Genomic DNA, 20,253 nt, shown 5'->3' with positions numbered 1-20,253 from the left:
TGAGGTGGGGTAACCATGAACGCGCCGTACGACGGTGACCGCGGCCGTGCCGCGGGCAGCCCGGGCCGTCCCGAGACGGGAGGGCCCGAGGGCGCGCCGGACGAGCACGGCCAGGTGCCGCCCCACCCGGCGGACGCCTACCTCCAGGACGCCTACCCCCAGGACGCCTACTCCCAGGACCCGTACCGGGCACAGGACCTCACCGCCCAGGACCCCGCCGCCGACGCGTTCTACGACCACGCCGCGCACCAGCCGCCGGCCCCGGGCAGCCGCCAGGCGCAGCAGCAGCTGTACGCGCAGCCGCCGCAGTCGCCCTACGCGCCCGACCCGCGGGTCTGGGCGCAGACGCCCGCACCGGAGCCCGACGGCCCGACGCGGCACCTGCCCTACGGCGACGACCCCCGCACCACCCAGTTCGTGGGCGTGGACGATCTCGTCTCCCGGGCGGGGGAGCCGCGCCAGGAGGCCGACGCCTTCGCGCACCTCTTCCGCGACCAGCAGCAGGGCAGCGGGCACCCCTCGTACCAGTCGTCTTCGGTCCCCGGTCCGTCGCCGGCCCCCGGACAGGCCCCGCAGGGGCCGTCCGCGGCGTACGCGCAGACGGCACCGGCCCCGCCGGCGGAGGAGGCCCCCGAGCCCGAGCCCGCGCCCGCCCCCGCCGGCAAGAAGGGCGGGCGCGCCGCGGGCCTGCTGAAGTCCAGCGCCGTGATGGCGGCGGGCACGATGGTCTCCCGCCTGACCGGCTTCGTCCGCTCCGCACTGATCGTGTCGGCCCTGGGCGTCGGCCTCCTCGGCGACACCTTCCAGGTCGCCTACCAGCTGCCGACGATGATCTACATCCTCACCGTCGGCGGCGGGCTCAACTCCGTCTTCGTCCCGCAGCTCGTGCGGGCCATGAAGAACGACGAGGACGGCGGCGAGGCGTACGCGAACCGGCTGCTGACCCTGGTCATCGTGACGCTCGGCGGGCTCACCGCGCTCTCGGTCATCGGAGCGCCGCTGCTGATCCGGGTGCTGTCCAACGGGGTCGCCAGCGACCCGGCCGCGAACCAGGTCGCCATCACCTTCGCCCAGTTCTTCCTGCCCACCATCTTCTTCATGGGCATCCATGTGGTGATGGGCCAGATCCTCAACGCCCGCGGCAAGTTCGGCGCGATGATGTGGACCCCGGTCCTGAACAACATCGTCATCATCGTGACGCTGGGCATGTTCATCTACGTCTACGGCACCGCGGCCGATTCCGGGATGAAGGCCACCACCATCCCGCCGGAGGGTCAGCACCTGCTCGGCGTCGGCGTCCTGCTCGGCCTCGTGGTGCAGGCACTGGCGATGATCCCCTACCTGCGCGAGACCGGCTTCCGGCTGCGGCTGCGCTTCGACTGGAAGGGCCAGGGCCTCGGCAAGGCGATCACGCTGGCCAAGTGGACGGTCCTGTTCGTCCTCGCCAACCAGGCGGGCGCCATGATCGTCATCCAGCTGTCCACCGCGGCCGGCAAGGCCTCGCCCGTCGACGGCACCGGTTTCGCCGCCTACGCCAACGCCCAGCTGATCTGGGGCCTGCCCCAGGCGATCATCACCGTCTCCCTGATGGCCGCGCTGCTGCCGCGCCTGTCGCGCTCGGCGGCCGAGGGCGACGGCGGGGCCGTCCGCGACGACATCTCGCAGGGCCTGCGCACCACCGCCGTCGCGATCGTGCCGATCGCCTTCGGGTTCCTCTCCCTCGGCATCCCGATGTGCACGCTGATGTTCGGCTCCTCCGGCACCAGCGAGGCCACGAACATGGGCTACATGCTGATGGCGTTCGGCCTCGGCCTCATCCCGTATTCGGTGCAGTACGTCGTGCTGCGCGCCTTCTACGCCTACGAGGACACGCGCACCCCCTTCTACAACACGGTCATCGTGGCCGCGGTCAACGCGGGCGCCTCGGCGATCTGTTACTTCGTCATCCCGTCGCGCTGGGCCGTCGTCGGCATGGCCGCTTCCTACGGTCTGGCCTACGCGATCGGTGTGGGTGTGGCCTGGCGCCGGCTGCGCAAGCGGCTGGGCGGAGACCTCGACGGCGCCCGGGTGCTGCGGACTTACGCCCGGCTGTGCATCGCGTCGGTTCCCGCCGCCCTGCTCAGCGGCGCGGCCTGCTACGGCATCGGCCGCACGCTCGGCCAGGGCGTCGCCGGCTCGCTCGTCGCGGTGTTCGCGGGCGCCGCGGTGCTGCTCGCCGTCTTCTTCGTCGCCGCCCGCCGCATGCGCATCGAGGAGCTCAACTCCCTGGTGGGCATGGTCCGCGGGCGCCTGGGACGCTGAGGCGGGAGGCAGGCGCACAACCATCGTCCGCCACCGCGTGTCGTGCATAGGGGCGGACTGTGGGCACAATTGGTTTCGGCGTCGGACGGCACGCAACGGATGCCGGCCGGCGCTCAATGGATGGGGAGGCAGGAACGACGGTGGCAGAACGGAGTACGGCTGCCGTCGACGTGGCAGACAACAGCGACGAGACGTCGCTGACCGCAGAGGCGGACCAGTCCACGGCCGACGGGGTGGCCAAGAACCGGGAGCGGGACACGGACAGCGACGAGGTACAGGAGAGCCCCCGGGCCGACGGTTCCGGAAAGACCTCGCCGCCCGAACTGCACAGTGGTCACAAACTCGCCAGACGCTACCGCCTGGAGGAGTGCGTCACCCGCCTCGACGGCTTCAGCAGCTGGCGTGCCGTGGACGAGAAGCTCCGCCGTGCCGTCGGTGTGCACATCCTGCCCGCGGACCACGCGCGTGCCCGCTCCGTCCTGGCCGCCGCCCGCTCCTCCGCCCTCCTCGGCGACCCCCGCTTCGTCCAGGTCCTGGACGCGGTGGAGGAGAACGACGTCGTCTACGTCGTCCACGAGTGGCTCCCCGACGCCACCGAACTGACCACGCTGCTCGCCTCCGGACCGCTGGAGCCGTACGACGCCTACCAGCTGGTGAGCCAGGTCGCCTCCGCCATGGCCGCCGCCCACCGTGAGGGCCTGGCCCATCTGCGCCTCAACCCCAACGCCGTGCTGCGGGCCTCGACCGGTCAGTGGCGCATCCGCGGTCTCGCCGTGAACGCCGCCCTGCGCGGCGTCACCTCCGACACCCCGCAGCGCACGGACACGGAGGCCATCGGAGCCCTGCTGTACGCGGCGCTCACCCAGCGCTGGCCGTACGAGAGCGACGCCTACGGGCTGTCCGGCCTGCCGAAGGACGTCGGCCTGATCGCGCCGGACCAGGTCCGTGCCGGTGTACACCGCGGCCTGTCCGAACTCTCCATGCGCGCACTGGCCAACGACGGTGCCACCGCCTCCCGGCACGAATCGCCCTGCACCACGCCCGAGGAGCTGGTGAAGGCGATCGGCGACATGCCGCGCATCCGCCCGCCGGAGCCCGCGTTCACCGCCCCGCCCGAGTACCAGCGCACCACCTACCAGCAGGGCAGCTACGGACGGCAGGGCGCGCACGCGGGAGGTGCCCAGCCGGTGACCCCTCCGCCGCCCCCGCTGCAGAGCCGCACGGGCAAGGCCCTGAAGTGGGCCGTGTCCGCCCTGCTCATCGCCGCCCTGGGCCTCGGCAGCTGGCAGCTGGCCGACGCCCTCATGGACCACGGCGGCAAGGACGACGACCCGGGCCGGACCCAGACGAACGACGGGAACGACAAGAGCCCGAAGAAGCCCATCAGCAAGCCCCTCACGATCGAAGGCGCCAAGGATTTCGACCCGTTGGGCAGTGACGGCGTCGAGAACCCGGACGAGACCAGCCTCGTCCACGACGGCGCTCCCGGCACCTACTGGGAGACCAGCTTCTACACCAGCGCCGACTTCGGCCGGCTGAAGTCCGGCGTGGGCGTCATCCTCGACCTCGGCAAGAGCCGGGACGTCGGGCAGGTGACGGTCTCGTTCCAGGGCGCCACCGCCGTGGAACTGCGCGCCGCCGAAGACGCCGCCACCCAGCCCCAGTCCCTCAACGCCTTCGCCAAGGTCGCCCAGGGGTCCGGTACGACCGTGGCGCTCAAGCCCGGCGAGTCGGTCAAGAGCCGATACCTCCTGGTGTGGCTGACCAAGCTGCCACTGACCGCCGAAGGCAACTACCGCGGACGCGTGGTGGACATCAAGGTGACCAGCTGACGGCATCTGCCTCGAGGAAGGAGGCCGATGGCAGACGGCACCGCGTACGACGGAGTGAGCGACCAGGATCTCCTCGGCCGGCACGTCCAAGGCGACCCCGACGCCTTCGGTGAGATCGTGCGGCGGCACCGGGACCGGCTCTGGGCGGTCGCCCTGCGGACACTGGGGGACCGCGAGGAGGCCGCTGACGCGGTGCAGGACGCCCTCGTCTCCGCCTACCGGGCCGCCCATACCTTCCGGGGCCAGTCGGCCGTCACGACGTGGCTGCACCGCATCACGGTCAACGCCTGCCTGGACCGCGCCCGTAAGGCTGCCTCTCGAAAGACCTCCCCCGTCGACGACACCGAGCGGCTGGAGCAACTGCTCGAGCCGCACGAGTCGGCTTCGGCGCCGGCCGAGCGCAACGACCTGCACCGGCAGCTGATCCAGGCCCTCGGCACCCTGCCGGCGGATCAGCGCGCCGCGCTCGTCCTGGTCGACATGCAGGGCTACCCGGTCGCCGAGGCGGCCCGGATCCTGGAAGTGCCGACCGGCACGGTGAAGAGCCGCTGCGCCCGCGGCCGCGCCAGACTCCAGCCGCTGCTGACCCATCTCCGGCCCGACGCCGACGGCCGGGGCAAGAATCCAGGCGAGGAACGGAACCGGACGCAGGAGCCGACCGTCCCACCCGCAGCGGGACCGCATCGCACGGAACCGCCGGACACGGACCCGAGTGACTCAGCCGCAGTGAAGGGCGGAGGTGGACGAGCGTGACGTCGACGACAGAGATGGCCGGGCACCCGGACGTCACGGAGATCTCCGACCTTGCCGAGGGCCTTTTGCCACCGTCGCGCGCCGCCGCCGTGCGCCGTCATCTCGACGCGTGCGAGCTGTGCGCGGACGTCCATGCCTCCTTGGCGGAGATCCGCGGGCTGCTCGGCACGCTGCCGGGCCCACCGCGCATGCCCGCCGACGTCGCGCAGCGCATCGACGCCGCGCTGGCCGCCGAAGCGCTGCTGAACACCAAGGTGTCGGAATCCCCAGAGGAACCCACCGTCGGTTCCGGGCTCACGTCCGAGGGCGCTGGGTCGTCCGGGGACGCTGAGTCGTCCGAGGACGCGGAGACGGATGTTTCACGTGAAACATCGACGCCTGCCGGTCGCCCGGCGGGCCGTCCTCGCGCCGCCACCGGCCCCGGCCGCAAGGGCCGGACACGCTCCGGGCGCCGCAGGGTCGCCGTCCTCAGCGCCGCCTTCACCGTCGCCGCACTCGGTATCGGTTCGGTCATGCTGGCATCACTCGGCGATGACCAGCCGACCCGTGACACAGCGGGGGAACGGGCTGACGCCCCCGCGGACACCTTCTCCGAGGGAAAGCTGCAGAAGCAGGTCGCCGGTCTCCTCGCCGAGGAGAAGTCGGAGGGCGGAGGCGGCTCTCGCACTCCCCTCGGTGCCGCGACCGCACCCGACGGCAACAGCCCCCGGGTCCTCAAGGAGCCCGTCGTGCCGGGCTGTGTCCGCGAGGGCATCGGCCGGGAGGACATCGCCCTGGCTGTCGAGAACGGCAGGTATCAGGGGAAGAAGGCTCTGCTCGTGCTGCTCCCCGCAGCCGCCGACCCGACTCGGGTCACCGCGTACATCGTCGATGCCACGTGTGTGGATCATCGAGCGTCCGGTGGTCCCGGCAAGATCCTTCTGGAGCGTACCTACCCGTCCGTGTGACGCAGCGCTTCGTCTTCGCCCTGCGTGGTAACCGGCATGGTGGGGGCGTCGTCGTGTGCCCGGACACAGCGGGAATGCCAGCCCCTTAGGATCCGTTGGGTGGGGTGAGAGCTCCGAGACAAGCTCCCACCGGTCGAACGACGCAGTCCAGAGACGAGGAATCTAGCCGTGAGCGACGTCCGTAACGTGATCATCATCGGCTCCGGGCCCGCCGGCTACACGGCGGCGCTCTACACCGCGCGCGCGTCGCTGAAGCCGCTGGTCTTCGAGGGCGCCGTCACCGCCGGTGGCGCGCTCATGAACACCACCGACGTCGAGAACTTCCCGGGCTTCCAGGACGGCATCATGGGCCCCGAGCTCATGGACAACATGCGTGCTCAGGCCGAGCGGTTCGGCGCCGAGCTCGTCCCGGACGATGTCGTCGCCGTCGACCTCACCGGTGAGATCAAGACCGTCACGGACACGGCCGGCACCGTCCACCGGGCCAAGGCCGTCATCGTCACCACCGGTTCGCAGCACCGGAAGCTCGGCCTGCCGAACGAGGACGCTCTCTCCGGGCGCGGCGTGTCCTGGTGCGCGACCTGTGACGGGTTCTTCTTCAAGGACCAGGACATCGCCGTGATCGGTGGCGGTGACACCGCGATGGAGGAGGCGACCTTCCTCTCTCGCTTCGCCAAGTCCGTGACCGTCGTCCACCGTCGCGACACCCTGCGCGCCTCCAAGGCCATGCAGGAGCGTGCCTTCGCCGACCCGAAGATCTCGTTCGTCTGGGACAGCGAGGTCGCCGAGATTCAGGGCGACCCGAAGCTGTCCGGTCTGAAGCTGCGCAACCTCAAGACCGGCGAGCTGTCGGACCTGGCGGTGACGGGCCTGTTCATCGCGATCGGCCACGACCCGCGCACCGAGCTCTTCAAGGGCCAGCTCGACCTGGACGCTGAGGGCTACTTGAAGGTGGACGCCCCGTCGACCCGGACGAACGTGACCGGTGTCTTCGCCGCCGGTGATGTGGTGGACCACACCTACCGGCAGGCGATCACCGCGGCCGGCACCGGCTGTTCCGCCGCTCTCGACGCCGAGCGCTACCTCGCCGCCCTGGCGGACGAGGAGCAGGCCGAGCCCGAGAAGACCTCCGTCTGACTTTCCTCCCTACCCGCCCCACGCACCACACAGTTAAGGAGCCCGCCGTGGCCGGCACCCTGAAGAACGTGACCGACGACTCCTTCGAGCAGGACGTCCTCAAGAGCGACAAGCCCGTCCTGGTGGACTTCTGGGCCGCCTGGTGCGGTCCGTGCCGCCAGATCGCTCCGTCCCTCGAGGCGATCGCCTCCGAGTACGGCGACAAGATCGAGATCGTCAAGCTCAACATCGACGAGAACCCGGGCACGGCCGCCAAGTACGGCGTCATGTCCATCCCGACCCTGAACGTCTACCAGGGTGGCGAGGTCGCCAAGACCATCGTGGGTGCCAAGCCGAAGGCCGCGATCGTGCGCGACCTGGAGGAGTTCATCGCCGAGTAAGGCGATGGTGTCGCCGCGCCAGCGGTGCATGTTTCACGTGAAACACGAATGGGCCAGTCCGGGAGGGCTGGCCCATTCGTTTGCCCGCAGCGTCTACAAGGGCCTCAGCGCCGGTTCCTTCTGCACAGCGCCCAGCAGCCGGTCCAGAGCCATCTCGACGTCCTCCTTCCACGAGAGCGTCGACCGGAGTTCCAGCCGCAGTCGGGGATACGTGGGGTGCTGCCGCACGGTCTTGAAGCCGACTGCCAGCAGGTGCTCGGCGGGCAGCAGGCAGGCTGGTTCCTTCCAGCGGGCGTCACCGAACGCCTCGATCGCCTTGAACCCACGACGGAGAAGATCCTTGGCGACCGTCTGGACCATGACACGGCCCAGACCCTGCCCCTGGTATTCCGGCAGGATGAACGCCGTCATCAACTGCACGGCGTCCGGCGACACAGGGCTCGTGGGGAAGGCCGTGGAGCGGGGGACGTACGCGGGCGGGGCGTAGAGCACGAAGCCGACCGGGACGTCGTCCACGTAGACGACACGGCCACATGATCCCCAGTCCAGCAGGACGGCCGAGATCCAGGATTCCTTCTCCAGGGCCGCTGTGCCCGCCTTTATCGCGGCCTCACCACTGACCGGGTCGAGCTCCCAGAAGACACACGAGCGGCAGCGCTGGGGGAGATCCTGAAGGTTGTCCAGCGTGAGCGGTGCGAGCCGGCGCCCCATGAAGGCTGATCCTCACTTCCTTCGCCCGCCGCGTCGCGGGCTGCTGTCAGAGCGCTCCGTTCCCTGAGAAGGCTGCCGATGAACCCACCGACCGCCCCCAGCCCCAAACCGGCGCCCACCAGTCCGGTGCGGCTCAAGGTTCGCATGGGCCCCTGCCTCCCTTTCAGAGGTGCTGCCGAGTGGTCGCGCCGTACTCGATCGCATCGTATCCACCATGCCATTCCGTCGATACCGCCAAAAAGGAAAGAGCGGGCCACCTTCCGGCACACACCGGACACGGCCCGCTCTGTCACCTGCGCGGCAGAAAGCTCCTGTGAGGGGTCAGGACTCACTGTCCTCGGAGTCGCCCTCCAGAAGGCTCCTCTGCAGGACCGGTCCCTCACCAGGGGCGAGCGAGCCCAGGATCCGCTCGAGGTCCTCCATGGAGGCGAACTCGACCGTGATCTTGCCCTTCTTCTGCCCCAGGTCGACCTTCACCCGTGTCTCGAAGCGGTCCGAGAGCCGGGTGGCGAGGTCGGAGAGCGCCGGAGAGACCCGTGCACCGGCGCGCGGCCCCTTGGGCTTCTGCGCCTTCTGCGGACGCGACCCCATCAGGGTCACGATCTCTTCCACCGCGCGCACCGAGAGTCCTTCGGCCACGATGCGGTGGGCGAGCCGGTCCTGCTCCTCGGAGTCCTCCACGGAGAGCAGCGCCCGGGCGTGCCCGGCCGAGAGGACTCCGGCGGCGACCCGGCGCTGCACGGCCGGCGAGAGCTTCAGCAGACGCAGGGTGTTGGAGACCTGCGGCCGGGAGCGGCCGATGCGGTCCGCCAGCTGGTCGTGCGTGCAGTTGAAATCCCTCAACAACTGGTCGTAGGCAGCGGCCTCTTCCAGCGGGTTGAGCTGAGCTCGGTGCAGGTTCTCCAGAAGCGCGTCCAGGAGGAGCTTCTCGTCGTCCGTGGCCCGCACGATGGCCGGGATCGCCTCCAGCCCCGCCTCGCGGCAGGCACGCCAGCGGCGCTCACCCATGATGAGCTCGTAGCGCGCGGGACCGACCTGTCGCACGACGACCGGCTGAAGAAGCCCGACCTCCTTGATGGAGGTGATGAGCTCCGACAGCGCGTCCTCGTCGAAGACCTCACGGGGCTGCCGGGGGTTCGGCGTGATGGCGTCGAGGGGGATCTCCGCGAAGTGCGCACCGATGGGCGCGGCATGTGCGGGAGCACTCGGCTCCTTCGGCTCCTCTGTTTCACGTGAAACAGAAGGCAGAGTCGCCACCTTGGCCGCGGCCACGCCACGATCGTTCGGCAGCGTGGGCACTGCCGCCGGGGACGCCGAAGCAGCACTCCCCATCGCGGCCTGGGCCACCGACTTCTCTGTCGGGGCGGCAGGGATCAGTGCGCCGAGACCACGGCCCAGCCCCCTCCGTCGCTCGCTCACTGGATGCCCTCCACCATGCTCGGGTCGTTCTGCTGTGCACCGATGTGGGCGTGGGTCGCGTCATAGCTGATGCCGACGCCCTTCAGTGCGATCTCGCGTGCCGCCTCCAGGTAGGAGAGAGCACCACTCGATCCAGGATCGTAAGTCAGTACGGTCTGCCCGTAACTCGGCGCCTCGGAGATACGGACGGACCGGGGGATGCTCGTCCGCAGTACTTCGTCGCCGAAGTGGGTACGGACCTCCTCCGCCACCTGGGAGGCGAGTCGGGTCCGGCCGTCGTACATGGTGAGCAGGATGGTCGACACGTGCAGGGTGGGGTTGAGGTGCCCTCGCACCAGGTCGACATTGCGCAGGAGCTGCCCCAGGCCTTCGAGTGCGTAGTACTCGCACTGGATCGGGATCAGCACCTCCTGCCCCGCCACCAACGCGTTGACCGTCAGCAGGCCCAGCGAGGGTGGGCAGTCGATCAGGATGTAGTCCAGAGGCTGCTCGTACGCCTGGATGGCGCGCTGCAGCCGACTCTCCCGTGCTACCAGGGACACCAGCTCGATCTCCGCACCGGCGAGATCGATGGTGGCGGGTGCGCAGAAGAGTCCCTCGACGTCAGGGACCGGCTGGACCACTTCGGAGAGGGGCCTGCTGTCCACCAACACGTCGTAGATGGACGGGACTTCGGCGTGGTGGTCGATGCCCAGAGCAGTGGACGCGTTGCCCTGAGGGTCGAGGTCGACCACGAGTACCCGGCCACCGTGCAGAGCGAGGGATGCGGCAAGGTTGACGGTCGTCGTCGTCTTGCCCACACCGCCCTTCTGGTTGGCGACCACGATGATGCGGGTCTGCTCGGGCCGCGGCAGGCCCTCGCCGGCGCGGCCCAGAGCCTCCACTGCCAGTTGGGCAGCACGACCGATGGGAGTGTCGTCCATCGGAGGCGGTGTTTCACGTGAAACATCCGCCCCCATCGACTCGGTACGGGGACCGGGGACCGGATCGGTCATCGGTCCCGCGATGTTGGCGTCGGACCGCAAGGATTCACTCTCCTCGACTTCAGGCTCGCAATGAACAGAGCCTCCCATGTCTTCGGGGTCGTGAACCAGTGAGGCCTGGCGTTCTGTGGAGAAATCCACCTCTGTGGACATCTCTGGTGCCTCATCGAGTGAACCAAGGGGCTTGCGGTCGCGGGGTTCGGCCGCAGCGCGGCCACGACTGATGATGCCGTGCAGCAGTGAGCGACGTTTCACGTGAAACACGATGCACAGCAGCCGAGGCCGTTCTGCCGCGACACTCCGGCACGCGTCGGCGGGGCAGCTTGTGTGGAGTACGTCTCACCGCCAGGACGGCTCAGCCTCTTCGGTGACGGACATCACCGCGATCGCTCCACCGAACCGAGCAGTCGACGCCGGCTCAGCGCCTGCGACGCGTGCGCCCCGTGCGAGCCGCCTTGGCCCGCTTGGCCGCGAACCGGACACCGCCGGGGCTCTCCCCGACCTCGACCCGCACGACTGTGGACAAGGGATCGACCACGCCCTCACCCACATGCAGGATCGACGTCCCCACCGCGCCCAGCTTGCTCAGAGCCGTCGACGCGCTCTTCAGCTCCTCTTCGGCTGTGTCGCCCTTCAACGCGAGCATCTCCCCGTAGGGCCGCAGAAGGGGGATGCCCCAGGTGGCGAGACGGTCCAGCGGAGCGACGGCCCTGGCGGTCACCACATGGACGGGCTGGATCTTCCCCATGACCTCCTCCGCCCGCCCCCGCATGACGGTCACGTGATCAAGGCCGAGCAGCTCCACCACCTCGGTGAGGAAGTTCGTCCGCCGCAGCAGGGGCTCCAACAGCGTGATCTTCAGGTCGTCCCTCACCAGGGCCAGTGGAATGCCCGGCAGGCCGGCACCCGAGCCCACATCGCACACCGTCACGCCCTCCGGCACGACCTCGGAGAGCACGGCGCAGTTCAGCAGATGCCGCTCCCACAGGCGGGGAACCTCACGCGGGCCGATGAGACCGCGCTGCACGCCCGCCTCGGCGAGCAGCTCGGCGTACCGCACCGCATCCGCGAAGCGATCGCCGAACACCTCACGCGCCTGCTCGGGCGCGGGGGGAAGCTCCGCTGCCTCCGTCACGGGGACCGTCCTTCCGTACCGCGTCAGCGCACCCGGCGCCGACACCGAAACCACCAGAACTATCAGGCTGACAAAGTTCGGCCCCGTCTGCGCAACAGACGGGGCCGGTGAACAGGAGAAGCCGATCAGGCGGGCAGCACGACGACGAACCGCTGCGGCTCCTCGCCCTCGGACTCGCTGCGCAGCCCCGCGGCCTTGACCGCGTCGTGGACGACCTTGCGCTCGAACGGCGTCATCGGCTGGAGCTTCACGGCCTCACCGCTGCTCTTCGCCTCGGCAGCGGCCTTGGCGCCGATCTCGGACAGCTCCGAACGCTTCTGGGCCCGGTATCCCGCGATGTCGAGCATCAGCCGGCTGCGGTCACCGGTCTCCCGGTGCACGGCCAGACGGGTGAGCTCCTGGAGAGCCTCCAGCACCTCGCCGTCACGGCCGACCAGCTTCTGCAGGTCGCGGCCGCCCGCGTCGCTGATGATCGACACGGAGGCACGGTCGGCCTCGACGTCCATGTCGATGTCGCCGTCGAGGTCGGCGATGTCGAGCAGACCCTCCAGGTAGTCCGCGGCGATCTCGCCTTCCTGCTCCAGGCGGGTCAGGGTGTCTGCGCCCTCGGCAGCGGCGGAGGTGGTGCCTTCCGTCACGGGATGGACTCCTTCTTACTTCTTGGACGGGGACTTGGGCCGCTGCGGGCCCTTGCGCTGGCCGGACTGGGCCTTGCTGCGGGTGCCGCCGGCCGGCTTGGCGCCGCCCTTGGTGGCAGCGCCGGCGGGCTTGGCGTCCTCCGGGGCCTCGGACTTGGTCAGCGACGTCTTCGGCTCGTGCTCACCGGCCGCCTTGCCGCCGATGGCCGTGCCGGACTGGCGCTGGGACTTGCTCTGGCGCTTGGGCTGCTGGCGCTTCGGCGTGCCGGTTACCGCGGACGTACCGTCCTCGGCCACGGCGACAGCGGCGGCGTCGCTCTTGACCACGGTGCCGTCGGGCTGGGCCGCGAGTCCGGCCTTGCTGAGGCCGTTGATGAACTTGCGCTCGAACTCGTTGCGATCGCGGCCCTTGGCGACGATCGCCTTCACGATGGCGCGGTCGCGGCGACGGCTGACCTTGTTGCGCTGCGTGACGTGCTTGTGCAGGCGCTCGAGGTACGAGGCCTGGGCCTTGGAACCCGGGGTCGGGTTGTTGTGGATCACGTACATCTGCTGGCCCATGGTCCACACGTTGGTGGTCAGCCAGTAGACGAGGACGCCGACGGGGAAGTTGATACCGAAGACGGCGAACATGATGGGGAAGACGTACATCAGCATCTTCTGCTGCTGCATGAACGGCGTCTTCACCGTGGTGTCGATGTTCTTCGTCATCAGCTGGCGCTGGGTGAAGAACTGGGACGCCGACATCAGGACGATCATGATCGCGGTGACGACCCGGACGTCCGTGATGGACGAGCCGAGGGCCTCGACCTTCGCGGAGCTGTCGGTGAACTTCGCGGCGAGCGGCGCACCGAAGATGTGGGCCTTCTGGGCGCTCTCCAGCAGGCGTTCGTTGATCACGCCGATGGTGTCGTTCGACGCGATGCTGTTGAGCACGTGGTACAGGGCGAAGAAGAACGGGGACTGCGCCAGGATGGGAAGGCACGAGGAGAGCGGGTTGGTGCCCGTCTCCTTGTACAGCTTCATCATCTCTTCGGACTGGCGCTGCTTGTCGTTCTTGTAGCGCTCCTGGATCTTCTTCATCTCGGGCTGCAGCGTCTGCATCGCCCGGGTCGCCTTGATCTGCTTCACGAAGAGCGGGATCAGGCAGATACGGATCAGGATCACCAGGGACACGATCGACAGGCCCCAGGCCCAGCCGGTGTCAGGGCCGAAAAGGGCGCCGTACACCGAGTGGAACTGGACGATGACCCAGGAGACGGGTGTGGTGATGAAGCTGAAGAGGCTGGCAATCGTGTCCACTAATCATGCTCCTTGGGCATGGGACGGTGTCTCTGCGGCCGGGCTCGAAGGACTCGGCGGACTTGTGGGAGAAGTCTGTCCCTCGGTGGCCGGGTCGGCGGCGGAGGGCCCGCCCTTGCGTGCGCGCCACGCGTTACGCAGCATTTCGTGCCACCGCGGACGCTTGCGCGGGGGGACATGGTCCACACCGCCCAGCGACCACGGATTGCATCGCAGGATGCGCCAGGCCGTGAGCGCCGTGCCCTTGACGGCACCATGCCGGTCGATGGCCGTGTAGCCGTAGTGGGAGCACGACGGGTAGTACTTGCAGACCGGCCCGAGCAGCGGACTGATCGTCCACTGGTAGAGCTTGATCAGAGCCAGCAGCGGGTACTTCATCGCGCGCCCCCTCCCAGCAGCCGCTGGAGAGCGGCGTCCAGGTCTTGGGCCAGCTGTGCATGGTCGGCGTCGCCCGCTCCGGGCAGCGCTCGTACGACTACCAGGCTACCGGGGGGCAGCAGGGCGACTCGCTCGCGCATCAGGTGGCGAAGCCTGCGTTTGACCTTGTTGCGGACGACCGCGCCGCCCACCGCCTTGCTCACGACGAAACCCGCACGCGTCGGGGGAGCGCTCTCCCCAGGCGCATGCGGGTCCGTGGCACCGCTTCGAAGGTGGACGACGAGGTGCGGGCGTCCTGCCCTGCGGCCTCGCCGTACCGCGGTCGCGAAGTCCTCGCGCCGCCTCAGCCGGTTCTCGGTGGGCAGCACGACGTCATGACCTGATCGGGATCAGGCGGACAGGCGGGCGCGACCCTTGCTACGGCGGGACGCGAGAATCGCGCGGCCGGCACGGGTGCGCATACGCAGCCGGAAGCCGTGGGTCTTCGCGCGACGACGGTTGTTCGGCTGGAAGGTGCGCTTGCTCACTCGGGGGCTCCAGAAAGATTCGGTAGTTGCGGGGTGCCGTCCTGGCTGTCACCGTGCGCCCACGAGTAGCTCGCAGTTACGCCCGAGTGCACCGCTGACCGATCACCCAAGTGACCTGTGCCCATCGGAGGCAGGCGGCAGCAGCCATCGACAACTCGACCTGGTTACGGTACGCGCGGCTACGCCATCCGGTCAAACCGGGAGCCGCCGGGGGACACTTGTCCACAGCCTGGGGACAACAACTTGAACCGTACCGGCCGCCCTGACTACCGTGGCGGACTCCGATTCGTTCCCTTGTCCCTGCCCCGGTGGGTTTGCCCCCGTGGCACCCACCCGGATGACAATCCCGACCCGTCCCAGAACCACACGTTCGTGGGACCTGCGAGAGAGCGTGCCCTGTGGCTGACGTACCTGCCGATCTTGCCGCAGTGTGGCCACGCGTATTGGAGCAGCTCCTCGGGGAGGGCCGCGGCCAGGGCGTCGAAGCCAAGGACGAGCACTGGATCCGCCGCTGCCAGCCGCTCGCGCTGGTCGCGGACACGGCCCTGCTCGCCGTACCGAACGAGTTTGCGAAGGGCGTGCTCGAGGGCCGGCTGGCGCCGGTCGTCAGCGAGACGCTGAGCCGTGAGTGCGGCCGGCCGATCCGCATCGCGATCACCGTGGACGACTCCGCGGGCGAACCCCCCGCTCCGGCGGCGCCCCCGTCGCGTCCCCAGCCGCGCTACGAGGAGCCCGAGCTCCCGGCCGCGCGCCAGGACAGCGACCGCTACGACCGCCAGGACGCCGACCGGTACGACCGCCAGGACCGGGACGCGTACGACCGCCAGGACCGGGACGGCTACGACGCCCGCCCCGACGGTGACCGGTACGAGTCGCGGCAGGACCGCCACGACCGTCAGGAGCGCCAGGACCGGCCGGAACGAGACGGGTACGAGGGGTACGGCCGCCACCGCGCCGAGCCACTGCCCGGCACCGCCTCCGACCAGCTCCCGCCTACGCGCGGAGATCAGATCCCCAAGGCCCGCCCCGCCTACCCCTCCGAGTACCAGCGTCCGGAGCCGGGCGCCTGGCCGCGGCCGTCGCAGGACGAGTACGGCTGGCAGCAGCAGCGCCTCGGCTTCCCCGAGCGTGACCCCTACGCGTCACCGGGCCAGGACGGCTACGGCTCACAGGACCCCTACGGCTCCGGAGCCGGCGGCCAGGACACCTACGGCTCGCAGGACTCGTACGGTCCGAAGGACTCCTACGGCCCTCCCTCCCAGGACTACCGCCCGCAGTCCGTGGAGCGTCCGCCCTACGAGCAGCCGCGTTCCGACTACGACGCGTCCCACGGCCCGCGCGCTCCGCGCCCCGAGTACGACCAGCGCGACGCGGTGCGCCGGGAGCTGCCCGAGCCGCCGGCCGGTTCCGGGCACGTGCACCGGGGCGGTCCCGTCGGCCCGAACCTGCCCACGACCGGCGCGCCCGGCCCGCTGGCCGCTCAGCCCGCGCCGGCGACCGGCCCGGGCGAGCCGACCGCGCGGCTGAACCCGAAGTACCTGTTCGACACGTTCGTCATCGGTGCCTCCAACCGCTTCGCGCACGCGGCCGCGGTCGCCGTCGCCGAGGCACCGGCGAAGGCCTACAACCCCCTGTTCATCTACGGGGAGTCCGGGCTCGGCAAGACGCACCTGCTGCACGCGATCGGGCACTACGCCCGCAGCCTCTACCCGGGCACGCGCGTGCGCTACGTGAGCTCCGAGGAGTTCACCAACGAGTTCATCAACTCCATCCGGGACGGCAAGGGCGACAGCTTCCGCAAGCGGTACCGGGAGATGGACATCCTGCTCGTCGACGACATCCAGTTCCTCGCGGACAAGGAGTCGACGCAGGAGGAGTTCTTCCACACCTTCAACACCCTGCACAACGCGAACAAGCAGATCGTGCTGTCCTCGGACCGGCCGCCGAAGCAGCTGGTCACGCTGGAGGACCGGCTGCGCAACCGCTTCGAGTGGGGACTGATCACCGACGTCCAGCCCCCCGAGCTGGAGACGCGGATCGCGATCCTGCGCAAAAAGGCGGTGCAGGAGCAGCTGAACGCGCCGCCGGAGGTGCTGGAGTTCATCGCGTCCCGGATCTCTCGGAACATCCGTGAGCTGGAGGGCGCGCTGATCCGCGTCACGGCGTTCGCCTCGCTCAACCGGCAGCCCGTGGACCTGGGCCTGACGGAGATCGTCCTCAAGGACCTGATCCCCGGCGGTGAGGACTCGGCCCCCGAGATCACGTCCACCGCCATCATGGGCGCGACGGCGGACTACTTCGGGCTGACCGTCGAGGACCTGTGCGGCACCTCCCGCGGCCGCGCCCTCGTCACGGCCCGGCAGATCGCGATGTACCTGTGCCGTGAGCTGACGGACCTGTCGCTGCCCAAGATCGGAGCGCTGTTCGGCGGCCGCGACCACACCACGGTCATGCACGCCGACCGCAAGATCCGCAATCTGATGGCCGAGCGCCGGTCCATCTACAACCAGGTCACCGAGCTGACGAACCGCATCAAGAACGGCTGACGACGTCGGCCCCGGACGCCGGAGGGCGTCCCCGGAGCTCTCCGGGGACGCCCTTCTTCGTCTCCCCGCCTGCTCCACCCCCGCCTGCGGGATGTCCCGCGAGATGAGGCTCCTGTTCTCCCGTCGACCGTGGGTCAGCGAGCAGGAGACGGCCCCCGCGTCGGCGGAGAACCGGCTCCGGAGGCTCTCGGAGCGGGCTCACGAGCCTTCGCCGGCGGGCGACAGGACGCCTGACCGCCGGTCGCCGGCCCGGTCGGCAGCTACCCGATCGCAACCCTCTGTTCGAATAGCTGCCGGGTTACGGCTCCCCTCCACAGATTCGGTGACTTTCTGCCGTCCACATCCTGGGGACCGGGAAGTTGTCCAGACCGTGTCCACAGCACCCCCTGCGGATGGGCCATCAAGCCAGCTCAGCAGCTTGTGGATTCGTGGACGAACGATCTCCACAGACTGTGGACGACGGATTGATCCACAGGCTGTGCATCGAGTTGTCCACCGTCGGCCCACAGGCTGGGGGCGGTTGTCCCCAGTGTGGAGCCGCTTCTCCACATGGCTGTCCACTGTTCGGCAACGTGGCGCGGCTCCTCACCGGGTCGAGTGAAAGGCGTCACACGAAGGTGCCGGGTTGCACTGTGGGAAAGGTGGGTAAACCTGGGGACGGCGCTGGGGAGAACTCGCCCCTCCCTGTGCACGGTGTGTGCAGAACTTTCCGTTCTCCACAGAGACCCCGGGTTGTCCACCGTCGCCACCCACAGGCCCCGTGGACAAAATTCCGGCCCTGAGCAGGGAAAACGTGGTTATCCACGGTATCCACAGGCCCTACTACTACTCCCGACTAGAGAGAGCTGGGAATCCGATTCGAAGCGGGTCCTGTGCACAACTCGCTCTCCGGTGCCCGGCTGCCCCTCGTCACGACTTGACCCCGAGAGGCACCTACTGTCAGTGGGGTGCGTCAGACTGGTCCCCGGTGTCCTCCCCGTCACAGGGACCGTCGACACCGAGACAGACGACGAGGGCCAGGCAGAGCGAGAAGCGCCGGCAACAGCAGGAGGCGGCAACAGTGAAGATCCGGGTGGAACGCGACGTACTCGCGGAGGCAGTGGCCTGGGCGGCACGCAGCCTCCCGGCCCGTCCGCCGGCGCCTGTCCTCGCCGGCCTGCTGCTGAAGGCCGAGGAGGGCCAGCTGAGCCTGTCCGGCTTCGACTACGAGGTCTCCGCCCGGGTGGGCGTCGAGGCCGAGGTCGAGGAGGAGGGCACGGTCCTGGTCTCCGGCCGCCTGCTCGCGGACATCTGCCGCGCGCTGCCCAACCGTCCGGTGGAGATCTCCACAGACGGTGTACGGGCGACGGTGGTCTGCGGCTCCTCGCGGTTCACCCTCCACACCCTGCCTGTGGAGGAGTACCCGGCCCTGCCGCAGATGCCGAACGCCACGGGCACCGTCCCCGGCGAGGTCTTCGCCTCCGCGGCCGCCCAGGTCGCCATCGCGGCCGGCCGCGACGACACGCTGCCCGTCCTCACGGGCGTCCGCATCGAGATCGAGGGCGACACGGTCACCCTGGCCTCCACCGACCGCTACCGCTTCGCGGTCCGCGAGTTCCTGTGGAAGCCCGAGAACCCGGACGCCTCCGCGGTCGCCCTGGTGCCCGCCAAGACGCTCCTGGACACCGCCAAGGCCCTCACCAGCGGTGACCAGGTGACCCTGGCGCTGTCCGGCTCGGGCTCCGGCGAGGGCCTGATCGGCTTCGAGGGCGCGGGCCGCCGCACGACGACCCGCCTGCTGGAGGGCGACCTCCCGAAGTACCGCACGCTGTTCCCGACGGAGTTCAACAGCGTCGCCGTGATCGAGACCGCCCCCTTCGTGGAGGCCGTCAAGCGCGTCGCCCTGGTCGCCGAGCGCAACACCCCGGTGCGGCTGAGCTTCGAGCAGGGCGTGCTCATCCTGGAGGCCGGTTCCAGCGACGACGCACAGGCTGTGGAAAGGGTCGACGCCCAGCTGGAGGGTGACGACATCTCGATCGCCTTCAACCCGACGTTCCTGCTGGACGGCCTGAGCGCGATCGACTCCCCGGTGGCCCAGCTGTCGTTCACGACGTCCACCAAGCCGGCCCTGCTCAGCGGCAGGCCCGCGCTGGACGCCGAGGCGGACGACGCCTACAAGTACCTGATCATGCCGGTGCGCCTGAGCGGCTGAGCCGGCGCGCATCCGGCGGTCGCTGTCCACAGGCTGAGGACAAACCCGCAGGTGAGGGCGTACGAGTGAGCGCGTATGCCCACAGATGTGCGTGAGCGTCCGGGTCTAGGCTCGGACGTGGGTACTCCCGTACCGCAACGCCAGTCGGACACCTGCGAACCAAAGGAAAACAACTGATGGAGCTCGGTCTCGTCGGCCTCGGCAAGATGGGCGGCAACATGCGCGAGCGGATCCGCCGCGCCGGCCACACCGTCTACGGATACGACCGCAACGCGGACCTCGCCGATGTCCACAGCCTGCGCGAGCTTGTGGGCAAGCTCAGCGGACCGCGCGTGGTGTGGGTCATGGTCCCGGCGGGCGAGGCCACGCAGTCGACCATCGACGAGCTCGGCGAGCTGCTGGAGCCCGGCGACGTCGTCGTGGACGGCGGCAACTCCCGCTGGACGGACGACGAGAAGCACGCCGAGCAGCTGGCGGCCAAGGGCATAGGTTTCGTCGACTGCGGCGTCTCCGGCGGCGTCTGGGGCCTGGAGAACGGCTACGCGCTGATGTACGGCGGCGACCCGGAGGACGTCGCCAAGGTGCAGCCGGTCTTCGACGCCCTCAAGCCGGAGGGCGACTTCGGCTCCGTGCACGCCGGCAAGGTCGGCGCGGGCCACTTCGCGAAGATGGTCCACAACGGCATCGAGTACGCGATGATGCAGGCCTACGCCGAAGGCTGGGAGCTGCTGGAGAAGGTCGACTCCGTGACCGACGTCCGGGAGGTCTTCCGCTCCTGGCAGGAGGGCACGGTCATCCGCTCCTGGCTGCTCGACCTCGCGGTGAACGCGCTCGACGAGGACGAGCACCTGGACGGGCTCCGGGGTTATGCACAGGACTCCGGAGAGGGACGCTGGACTGTGGAAGCCGCGATCGACAACGCGGTGCCGCTGCCGGCGATCACCGCGTCGCTGTTCGCGCGGTTCGCCTCCCGCCAGGAGGACTCGCCCCAGATGAAGATGATCGCGGCGCTGCGGAACCAGTTCGGCGGCCACGCGGTCGAGAAGAAGTAACCGAGCACCGAGGGAGGTCGG

Annotated in this window: 18 protein-coding genes; 9 read left to right on the top strand and 9 right to left on the bottom strand. The window is 69.4% G+C overall.

The window, feature by feature from the left end; genetic code table 11:
• The first annotated feature begins 15 nt into the window (after nucleotides 1–15).
• From murJ to trxA, 6 genes are all read left to right on the top strand, one after another.
• A complete protein-coding gene (gene murJ, locus ACFYWG_RS26315; protein WP_389203900.1) occupies nucleotides 16–2,301 on the top strand; it encodes a murein biosynthesis integral membrane protein MurJ in 2,286 nt (761 codons plus the stop codon).
• Between the two features lie 140 nt (nucleotides 2,302–2,441).
• Complete coding sequence (locus tag ACFYWG_RS26310) at nucleotides 2,442–4,133, top strand: protein kinase family protein (protein WP_389203899.1); 1,692 nt, start codon at nucleotides 2,442–2,444, stop codon at nucleotides 4,131–4,133.
• Between the two features lie 27 nt (nucleotides 4,134–4,160).
• Nucleotides 4,161–4,886, top strand: a complete 726-nt coding sequence (sigM, locus tag ACFYWG_RS26305; protein ID WP_383504203.1) for an RNA polymerase sigma factor SigM — start codon at nucleotides 4,161–4,163, stop codon at nucleotides 4,884–4,886.
• The gene (locus tag ACFYWG_RS26300) at nucleotides 4,883–5,833 is read left to right on the top strand and encodes an anti-sigma factor family protein (RefSeq protein WP_383504201.1); all 951 of its coding nucleotides are present in this window, start codon (nucleotides 4,883–4,885) and stop codon (nucleotides 5,831–5,833) included. Before sigM ends, ACFYWG_RS26300 begins: the two co-directional genes overlap by 4 nt.
• A 168-nt stretch (nucleotides 5,834–6,001) precedes the next feature.
• Complete coding sequence (gene trxB / locus ACFYWG_RS26295) at nucleotides 6,002–6,970, top strand: thioredoxin-disulfide reductase (RefSeq protein ID WP_383504199.1); 969 nt, start codon at nucleotides 6,002–6,004, stop codon at nucleotides 6,968–6,970.
• A 47-nt stretch (nucleotides 6,971–7,017) separates the two neighbouring features.
• On the top strand, nucleotides 7,018–7,350 hold the full coding sequence (gene trxA, locus ACFYWG_RS26290; protein ID WP_030847066.1) for a thioredoxin: 333 nt from the start codon (nucleotides 7,018–7,020) through the stop codon (nucleotides 7,348–7,350).
• Between the two features lie 93 nt (nucleotides 7,351–7,443).
• Here trxA and ACFYWG_RS26285 read toward each other — a convergent pair whose 3' ends face one another.
• From ACFYWG_RS26285 to rpmH, 9 genes are all read right to left on the bottom strand, one after another.
• Entirely contained in the window at nucleotides 7,444–8,061 is a 618-nt protein-coding gene (locus tag ACFYWG_RS26285; protein WP_376325684.1) for a GNAT family N-acetyltransferase, read from the bottom strand.
• Between the two features lie 321 nt (nucleotides 8,062–8,382).
• Nucleotides 8,383–9,480: a ParB/RepB/Spo0J family partition protein gene (locus ACFYWG_RS26280; protein WP_383504196.1), complete on the bottom strand. Its 1,098-nt coding sequence runs from the start codon at nucleotides 9,478–9,480 to the stop codon at nucleotides 8,383–8,385.
• Nucleotides 9,477–10,553, bottom strand: a complete 1,077-nt coding sequence (locus ACFYWG_RS26275) for a ParA family protein (RefSeq protein ID WP_376325994.1) — start codon at nucleotides 10,551–10,553, stop codon at nucleotides 9,477–9,479. The genes ACFYWG_RS26280 and ACFYWG_RS26275 overlap by 4 nt, the downstream gene beginning before the upstream one ends.
• A gap of 328 nt (nucleotides 10,554–10,881) precedes the next feature.
• A complete protein-coding gene (gene rsmG / locus ACFYWG_RS26270; protein WP_376325680.1) occupies nucleotides 10,882–11,598 on the bottom strand; it encodes a 16S rRNA (guanine(527)-N(7))-methyltransferase RsmG in 717 nt (238 codons plus the stop codon).
• Between the two features lie 125 nt (nucleotides 11,599–11,723).
• The gene (locus ACFYWG_RS26265) at nucleotides 11,724–12,236 is read right to left on the bottom strand and encodes a protein jag (protein WP_376325679.1); all 513 of its coding nucleotides are present in this window, start codon (nucleotides 12,234–12,236) and stop codon (nucleotides 11,724–11,726) included.
• A 15-nt stretch (nucleotides 12,237–12,251) separates the two neighbouring features.
• Nucleotides 12,252–13,538 (bottom strand): membrane protein insertase YidC, encoded by a 1,287-nt coding sequence (gene yidC, locus ACFYWG_RS26260; protein WP_389203898.1) that lies wholly within the window; start codon nucleotides 13,536–13,538, stop codon nucleotides 12,252–12,254.
• A 3-nt stretch (nucleotides 13,539–13,541) separates the two neighbouring features.
• Complete coding sequence (gene yidD / locus ACFYWG_RS26255; RefSeq protein ID WP_369196887.1) at nucleotides 13,542–13,916, bottom strand: membrane protein insertion efficiency factor YidD; 375 nt, start codon at nucleotides 13,914–13,916, stop codon at nucleotides 13,542–13,544.
• Complete coding sequence (gene rnpA / locus ACFYWG_RS26250) at nucleotides 13,913–14,284, bottom strand: ribonuclease P protein component (protein ID WP_383504190.1); 372 nt, start codon at nucleotides 14,282–14,284, stop codon at nucleotides 13,913–13,915. The genes yidD and rnpA overlap by 4 nt, the downstream gene beginning before the upstream one ends.
• A gap of 21 nt (nucleotides 14,285–14,305) precedes the next feature.
• Nucleotides 14,306–14,443 carry a 50S ribosomal protein L34 gene (gene rpmH, locus ACFYWG_RS26245; RefSeq protein WP_003956500.1) on the bottom strand — a complete coding sequence of 46 codons (138 nt, stop codon included), beginning with the start codon at nucleotides 14,441–14,443 and terminating at the stop codon, nucleotides 14,306–14,308.
• A gap of 398 nt (nucleotides 14,444–14,841) precedes the next feature.
• Here rpmH and dnaA point away from each other — a divergent pair, with 398 nt between their 5' ends.
• From dnaA to gnd, 3 genes are all read left to right on the top strand, one after another.
• Nucleotides 14,842–16,989, top strand: coding sequence for a chromosomal replication initiator protein DnaA (dnaA, locus tag ACFYWG_RS26240; RefSeq protein WP_385411629.1), 2,148 nt, complete (start codon nucleotides 14,842–14,844; stop codon nucleotides 16,987–16,989).
• Nucleotides 16,990–18,049: 1,060 nt separating this feature from the next.
• The gene (dnaN, locus tag ACFYWG_RS26235; protein WP_376325671.1) at nucleotides 18,050–19,180 is read left to right on the top strand and encodes a DNA polymerase III subunit beta; all 1,131 of its coding nucleotides are present in this window, start codon (nucleotides 18,050–18,052) and stop codon (nucleotides 19,178–19,180) included.
• Nucleotides 19,181–19,356: 176 nt separating this feature from the next.
• Complete coding sequence (gene gnd, locus ACFYWG_RS26230; protein WP_376325669.1) at nucleotides 19,357–20,232, top strand: phosphogluconate dehydrogenase (NAD(+)-dependent, decarboxylating); 876 nt, start codon at nucleotides 19,357–19,359, stop codon at nucleotides 20,230–20,232.
• Nucleotides 20,233–20,253: the final 21 nt, after the last annotated feature.

The sequence above is a fragment of the Streptomyces sp. NPDC003456 genome (assembly GCF_042878735.1).
GTDB lineage: Bacteria > Actinomycetota > Actinomycetes > Streptomycetales > Streptomycetaceae > Streptomyces.
This window is presented reverse-complemented; position numbering and strand designations above follow the sequence as displayed.